This is a genomic window from Sulfitobacter aestuarii (genome assembly GCF_042685005.1).
Taxonomy (GTDB): domain Bacteria; phylum Pseudomonadota; class Alphaproteobacteria; order Rhodobacterales; family Rhodobacteraceae; genus Sulfitobacter; species Sulfitobacter aestuarii.
The window spans coordinates 22,316-29,444 of sequence record NZ_JBHUMP010000025.1; the positions used below are offsets into that span (position 1 = coordinate 22,316).

The following is a 7,129-nucleotide window of genomic DNA, read 5'->3' on the forward strand; positions in this document are numbered from 1 at the left end:
GCAGTACAGCTATTCCATTTCGGGAGCCTGCGCGGAGCCTGTCGCAAGCCTCGCGGCAATGCGCCTGACGCCTTCCTCGATCCGCTCTGCCGGGATCGAGGAATAGCCGAGGCGGAAATACTCGGTCGGCGGTTGCGCCCCGTCAAAGAAGGGCGCGCCGGGTTCGATCAGCACTTCATCCTCCAGTAATTGTCTGGCTAGCAAGACCGTATCGGTTCCCGCAGGCGCTTTCAGCCAAAGACACGACCCGCCGAACCGCGCCGCCCCGGCGACCTCGATGCTTGTCGAGGCGAGCGCCTTTTGCATCACCTCCCGACGTTTGGCATATTCGCGGCGCATGTCGCGGATCAGGATGTCGTAATGTCCCTGTGCGAGGAAATACGCCGCGGTGCGCTGCAGGTGACCGGGCGGGTGGCGCAGGATCAGGGACCGCAATTGCCGCGCCTCTGCGATCAAGGTCGGCGGTCCGACGAGATAGCCAAGCCGCAGTCCCGGAAACAGCGCCTTGGAGAAACTGCCGACATAGATCACGCGGCCCGCCTCATCGAGAGATTTCAGCGAGGGGCTCGGCGCGCCTAGGAAGCTCATCTCGAATTCGTAATCGTCTTCGACAATGACGAAATTGTCCCGTTCCGCTCGGGCCAGCAGCTCGCGGCGCCGGTCCAGCGGCAACGTGGCGCCGGTCGGCGCATGATGGCTCGGCGTGACGAAGACCGCGCGGGTGTCCTGAGGGATCCGGTCGGGCAGCAACCCGTCGCCGTCAACATCGATCGTGGTGACCTTGGCGCCGCACCAGCGCAGGGCCTGGATCGTATCGGGATAGCCCGGGTTCTCGCAGACCGCGTTCAACGGCTTGCGGGTCAACAGTTCGGTGACCAGCCACAGCCCGTTCTGTGCTCCGACGGTGACCATGATCTCGTCGGTATTGGCTGAAATACCGCGTCGGGGCAGGATCCGCGAGCGGATGAAATTTACCAGCATCGGATCGTCGGAAGCCGCGAAATCTCCGGCCATATCGTCAAAGTCGCGTCGTCCCATGGCCTGACGCGCGCAATCCCGCCAGGCGGCATGGTTAAACAGCTGGGAATCCATCTGCCCATAGAGAAACGGGTAGGGCGTACGGCGCCAGTCGATCGGCTTCTGCACCCGTTGCCGTGTCGCCAGCGACGAATTGAGGAACTGGTTCCAGTCGACCGATCCCGACGCCTTGGGCCTGCTGCGCGCGGCTGTCATGCGTTGGTCGGCGTCGATATCGGCAACCAGATAGCCGCTGCGCTGGCGCGCTTCGAGATAGCCCTGTGCGACCAGCTCCTGATAGGCCAGCGTCACCGTCATGCGCGCGATCCCGAGATGGCTGGCGAGATTGCGTGAAGAGGGCATGCTCGCTCCAGGCGCGGCCTGATGCGAGAGGATCGAAGAGACGACCGTCTCACGGATCTGCGATTGCAGGGAGCGGTCCGAGCTCTTGTCGAGAAAGAAAATCTCTGGGGGAACGCGTTGGATGGGCATATGCTCCTGTCCCAGAACTCCTGGTCTAAGTCAAACGTCAATCTGGTCCTAAGCTTGGCCGGGGATTCACGGATATTGGGCAATCAGCCCGAGGACAGGGAGATCAAGATCCTCTGGGCTGCGCGCAACCGGCGCGTTCACCAAGGAGGAGGAAAATCCCATGACAATCATCACCCGGTTCAACAAGATTGCGGCATTGGCCGCGACAACGGCGCTGCTGAGCTTCGGCGCGGCACAGGCCAAGGAATTCAAGATCGCGGTCGGCGATGGCGGCGGCGGCACCCAGGAAGCGCTGGGCAAGGCATTCATCTCCGCTCTCGAAGAGAAGACTAACGGCGAACATACCGCCAGCCTGTTCCTGAACGGTCAGCTTGGGTCGGAGCAGGACACTGTCAACGACGCGGCCATCGGCACGCTCGATTTCTCGATCCTCGCGATCAACAACATTACCCCGTTCTCGCCCAGCGTCGGGACGCTGACCCTGCCTTACGTGATCCTCAGCCTTGAGGACGCGGAAAAGGTCACACAGGGCCCCATCGGTCAGGAACTGGTAGAAAACACCGTCCGCGACGCCGGCGTGCGCATCATCGGCTGGGCCTATTCCGGCTTCCGGGTGCTGACCAACTCCGCCAAGCCGGTCGAGACGGTAGAAGACCTCGACGGTCTGGTGATCCGCGTACCCAAGAACGAGATCATGATCGCCACCTACAAATCCTGGGGCGTGAACCCGACCCCGATGGCATGGTCGGAAACCTTTGCCGGTTTGCAGCAGAAAGTCGTCGACGGTCAGGATAACCCCTATATCACCGTCTATGCGATGAAGTTCGACGAGGTGCAGAAATACGTCACCAACCTGCGCTACCTGTTCTCGATCGAGCCGCTGATCGTCTCTGAAGCCGTGTTCCAGGATATGTCCGAGGAAGAGCAGCAGGCAGTGCTGGCCGCCGGTCAGGAAGCCACTGAATTCTCGGCCCAGTTCCTGCGCGACAAGGAAGCCGAGATCAAGGAAGAGCTGGTCTCCCGCGGCATGGAAATCACCGATCCTGCCAATGACGAGGCCGAGTTCATCAGCCTGGCAACCGAGGCCGTCTGGCCGCAGTTCTACGATTCCATCGGCGGCGTCGAGAAACTCAACGAAGTGCTGACCGAGCTGGGCCGCGACCCGGTCGAGTAAGCCGGACGAAAGCGAAACGGATGCGCGGTATCGCCGCGCATCCGGACTGATCGGGGGGAGACATCGCACATGAAGACTTTCTGGACGTTGCTGAATAATTTCGAGAGCTATTTCTGCCGGATCCTGCTCGCCGTCTTCGTGAGCCTGCTTTTCGTCCAGATCGTCTCCCGCGAGCTGTTCGACTATTCCTTCTCATGGATCGAGGAATTGTCGGTCTACATGTTCGTCTGGTTCGTCTTCTTCGGCGCAAGCTATGCCGCCAAGAAAAGCGCGCATAACCGGGTGACCTTCCAGTTCGGCATGCTGCCGCGGTCCTGGGTCAAGTGGATCGAAGGCTTCGCGGATCTCTTCTGGATCTTCTTCAACGTCTATTTTGTATATCTGGCCTATGATTTCGTCTTCAACCGTATGAACAAGTTCTGGAAATCCCAGACGCTCGGCATCGAGATGAAGTGGATCTACATGGTCCTGCCGATCGCCTTCGCATTGATGACGTTCCGGGTGCTGCAGGTCAATTACCGCGTCCTGGTCAAGGGCGAAGACATCCATGATCCCGACAAGATCGACCTCGATGAGGTCCGTCAGGAAATGAAACAGGGCCATGACGACCCCGGCGGGCGCGTGGGCTGAGGAGAGACATCATGGAAAGTGTTATCGTATCAATCCTGTTCGGCTCCTTCCTCGGGCTGCTGCTGCTCGGTGCGCCGATCACCGTGGCGCTGGGCGTCTCGTCGCTGGTCTCGTTCCTCTATCTGGGCGAAAACCCGATCAAGTTCGTGCAGATCGCCTTCACCTCGGTGGGTTCCTTCCCGCTGATGGCTCTGCCGGCCTTTATCCTGGCCGGGGCGCTGATGGAGGCGGCGGGCATTTCCAAGCGGCTGATCAATGTCGCGGAAAGCTTCGCCGGGCCCTTCACGGGCGGCATCTCGGCGGCGACTGTCATGGCCTGCCTGTTCTTCGGCGCGATCTCAGGTTCCGGCCCGGCGACCACTGCTGCCGTCGGCATGCTGATGATCCCGGCCATGATCAAACGCGGCTATGACCGTGGCTATTCCTCTGCCGTCACCGCGTCCGCGGGCGGGCTCGGCATCGTCATCCCGCCGTCTATTCCCATGGTGATTTTCGGCATCGCCGCGCTCGGCATGTCGGCACCACCGGAAGCGGTCGAGAAATTCGGCACGTTTCAGTCAGTCTCGATCTCCAAGCTGTTCATCGCCGGGTTCGTGCCCGCCTTCCTGATCGCCGGCAGCCTGCTGGTCGTGAACTGGTTCCTGTGCCGCAAGCACGGCTATACCGGCTCTGCCGAAGGCTGGTCGGCGCGCAATATCCTCTGCGAACTCTATCGCGGGTTCTGGTCGCTGATGGCGCCCGTGGTGATCCTCGGCGGAATCTATACCGGTTTCTTCACCCCCACCGAAGCGGCAATCGTGGCGATCTTCTACACGCTCTTCGTCGGCATCGTGATCTATCGCGAACTCAATTTCGACTCGCTGAACCGCAGCCTCGAGACCACCACTTGGCTGACCGGTCGCGTGCTGCTGATCTTGTTCACCGCCACTGTCTTCGGCCGCCTGCTGGTGGAAAACCATATCCCGGCGCTGATCGCGGACGGCATGCTGTCGCTGACCGACAACATCTACATCATCTGGGCGCTGATCATCTTCTTCCTGCTCTTCGTCGGCATGTTCATGGAAACCCTCGCGGCGATCCTGATCCTGGTGCCGGTGATGCTGCCGGTGGCCTACAGCGTCGGCATCGATCCGATCCACTTCGGCGTAGTGATGATCTGCACCCTCGGCATCGGTTTCCAGACTCCGCCGCTGGGAGAGAACCTTTTCATCGCTTCGGGCATCTCCAACATCTCGATCGAGAATATCTCGATCCGCGCGCTGCCCTTCGCGGCGGTCAATACGATCGCCATCTTCGTCATCGCCTTCTTCCCGCAATTGTCGCTCTGGCTGCCGCGGCTGCTGGGCTATTGAGCTGAGGACCGGACCATGAAACCGCGCATCACCAACATCCTCTTCGCCACCGACCTGTCGGAGAATTCCACCTATGCGCTCTGCCACGCGGCGAGCCTCGCGCAGGTCACCGGAGCGCAGATCCACGTGCTGCATGTGAGCGAGCCGCTGTCCGACGATGCGCGTGTCGCGATCGAGATGTTCGTGCTCAACGACAAGGCGCGCAGCTCGGCATTGGACAAGCGCCGCGAGATGGTGGCGCAATTGCTCCAGGAGCGGCAGGAGAAGTTCTGGGCCGCGCTCGACGGTGAAGACGGCAATATCCGTGATCAGGTGACATCGGTCGAGGTGATCGAGGGGCATCCGGCGGAGGTGATCCTGCGCCGCGCCCGAGAGCTTGGCTGCGACCTGATCGTGCTCGGCGCCCATGACCACGGCTTCACCCACACTTTCCTCGGCACCGTTGCCAAGCGCGTGCTGCGCCGAGCAGAGATCCCGACGCTGGTCGTCCCCTATCGGGACGAGACCGGCAACATCAAGAAATAACCAGAAAACGGAGACCAAGACATGACCAAGACCCTCACCGCACAGGACCTGTCCGACACATTCGACGCCTTCAACCGTCACGATGTCGATGGAGTGATGACCCATTTCGCCGATGACTGCGTATTCTACACGGTCGGCGGCGATCACGCATATGGCAACAAGATCGAAGGTGCCGACGCCATCGCCAAGGCGTTCTCGGCCGTCTGGGCCGGTATGAAGGACGCGCATTGGGACCATCACAGCCATTTTGTGCAGGGCGACCGGGCAGTATCGGAGTGGACTTTCTCCGGCACCGATGCCGAAGGCATGCGGATCGAAGCGGAAGGCGCGGATCTGTTCACCCTCCGCGACGGCAAGATCGTCGTCAAACAGGCACTGCGCAAGTCCCGCCCAGCCTTCAAGGCGTAATCGCAACCTTTTCAGATGGAATGAACCGATGCCGGATTCAGTAAGACCCCGCCATTGGCCGAAAGCCAGCTACGACCCGCGCTATGATCCGATCATGGATACCGGGCCCGGGCATAACCGCGACCATGCGCCGACCTACTGGATCGGCACCGCCGGAACACCGCCGGAAGATGATGGCGCGGTTTCGGGCGATATGGATGTGGATGTCGTGATCATCGGTTCGGGCTATACCGGGCTGTCGACGGCCATCCATCTGGCCAAGGAGCACGGCATCAAGGCGACCGTGCTCGAGGCCAATACAGTCGCCTGGGGCTGCTCCACCCGCAATGGCGGGCAGGCGCAGATATCCTCCGGGCGGCTGAAACGCTCACAGTGGATCGAGCGTTGGGGCGTTGATGTGGCCAAGAAGATGCATGTCGAAGTCTGCGAGGCCTTCGATCTGTTCAACGATCTGATCGGTTCGGATGACATCGATTGCGATCCGCAACCCGGCGGGCATTACTATATCGCGCACCGCGACAAGGTCCTGCCGAAGCTCGAGAAGGAAAGCGCCCTGCTCAACGAGGTTTTCGGCTATGCCAGCCGAATGATCTCGCGCGAGGAGCTGCACGAGAGCCATGTGCGCGACCAGGAAGCCTGCGGCGCGATGTGGGAGCCTGACGGGACCTGCATCCATGCGGCGAAACTGGCGTTTTCCTACGTCCGCCTCGCCCGCAAGCTCGGCGCCACGATCCATACCGCAAGCCCGGTCATGGGTTGGAAGGTCAAGGATGGCGTGCATCACCTGACCACGCCGGGCGGCACCGTGCGCGCGCGGGCCGTGGCGGTAGCGACGGCAGGCTATACGCCCGCCGGGCTGAACGAGCGGACCAAGCACCGGCTGATGCCGATTCTGTCCAACTCCATCGTGACGCGTCCCCTGAGCGATGAGGAGAAGGCGGAATGCGGTTTTCACACCATGTCGCCGCTGACCGATACGCGCACCCTGCGGCATTATTATCGCTTTCTGCCGGATGGCCGGGTGCAGATCGGCAGCCGCAGCGCGATCACGGGCGCGGATGCGGAAAACCCCAAGCACCTCGCCTTGCTGCAGAAGGGTCTCTATCGCAAGTTCCCGGCGCTCGAGAACATCGATCTGGATTATTCCTGGTGGGGCTGGGTCGATGTCAGCCACGACATGATGCCGCGCATTCATCAGCCGGATCCGAAACAGACCATCTACTATGCCATGGGCTATGGCGGCAACGGCGTGATGTATTCCGCCCAGGCCGGCAAGCGACTGGCGCAGCTGGTAGCGGGCGAGGGCAAGGAGCTCGACCTCCCGATCTTCACCTCGCCCCTGCCAAGCCACGGCATACTGACACCCTTCCGCAGGCTCGGCCAGCGGATGATGTACCCCTACTACTATGTCAAAGACGAAATTCTCTGACCCTAACAACTGGAGACACACCATGAAGATGACCACCGAAGAAGCCTTTGTTAAGGTCTTGCAGATGCATGGTATCGACAATGCTTTCGGCATTATCGGTTC

7 protein-coding genes are annotated in these 7,129 nt (G+C 61.0%); 6 read left to right on the forward strand and 1 reads right to left on the reverse strand.

All coding sequences use genetic code 11. The features are described 5' to 3' along the window. Positions 1–9 precede the first annotated feature (9 nt). On the reverse strand, positions 10–1,509 hold the full coding sequence (pdxR, locus tag ACFSUD_RS17895; protein ID WP_386375873.1) for a MocR-like pyridoxine biosynthesis transcription factor PdxR: 1,500 nt from the start codon (positions 1,507–1,509) through the stop codon (positions 10–12). Between the two features lie 160 nt (positions 1,510–1,669). Here pdxR and ACFSUD_RS17900 point away from each other — a divergent pair, with 160 nt between their 5' ends. The 6 genes from ACFSUD_RS17900 (at position 1,670) to ACFSUD_RS17925 (ending at position 7,027) form a co-directional block, all read left to right on the forward strand. Then, positions 1,670–2,683 (forward strand): TRAP transporter substrate-binding protein, encoded by a 1,014-nt coding sequence (locus ACFSUD_RS17900; protein ID WP_386375874.1) that lies wholly within the window; start codon positions 1,670–1,672, stop codon positions 2,681–2,683. 69 nt (positions 2,684–2,752) lie between these two features. Further along, entirely contained in the window at positions 2,753–3,313 is a 561-nt protein-coding gene (locus ACFSUD_RS17905; RefSeq protein ID WP_386375875.1) for a TRAP transporter small permease, read from the forward strand. A gap of 11 nt (positions 3,314–3,324) precedes the next feature. Beyond that, positions 3,325–4,665 carry a TRAP transporter large permease gene (locus tag ACFSUD_RS17910; protein ID WP_386375876.1) on the forward strand — a complete coding sequence of 447 codons (1,341 nt, stop codon included), beginning with the start codon at positions 3,325–3,327 and terminating at the stop codon, positions 4,663–4,665. Between the two features lie 15 nt (positions 4,666–4,680). Next, positions 4,681–5,190, forward strand: coding sequence for a universal stress protein (locus ACFSUD_RS17915; protein WP_386375877.1), 510 nt, complete (start codon positions 4,681–4,683; stop codon positions 5,188–5,190). Positions 5,191–5,211: 21 nt separating this feature from the next. Then, positions 5,212–5,598, forward strand: a complete 387-nt coding sequence (locus ACFSUD_RS17920; RefSeq protein WP_386375878.1) for a nuclear transport factor 2 family protein — start codon at positions 5,212–5,214, stop codon at positions 5,596–5,598. Positions 5,599–5,626: 28 nt separating this feature from the next. Further along, positions 5,627–7,027, forward strand: coding sequence for an NAD(P)/FAD-dependent oxidoreductase (locus ACFSUD_RS17925; protein WP_386375879.1), 1,401 nt, complete (start codon positions 5,627–5,629; stop codon positions 7,025–7,027). Positions 7,028–7,129 lie beyond the last annotated feature (102 nt).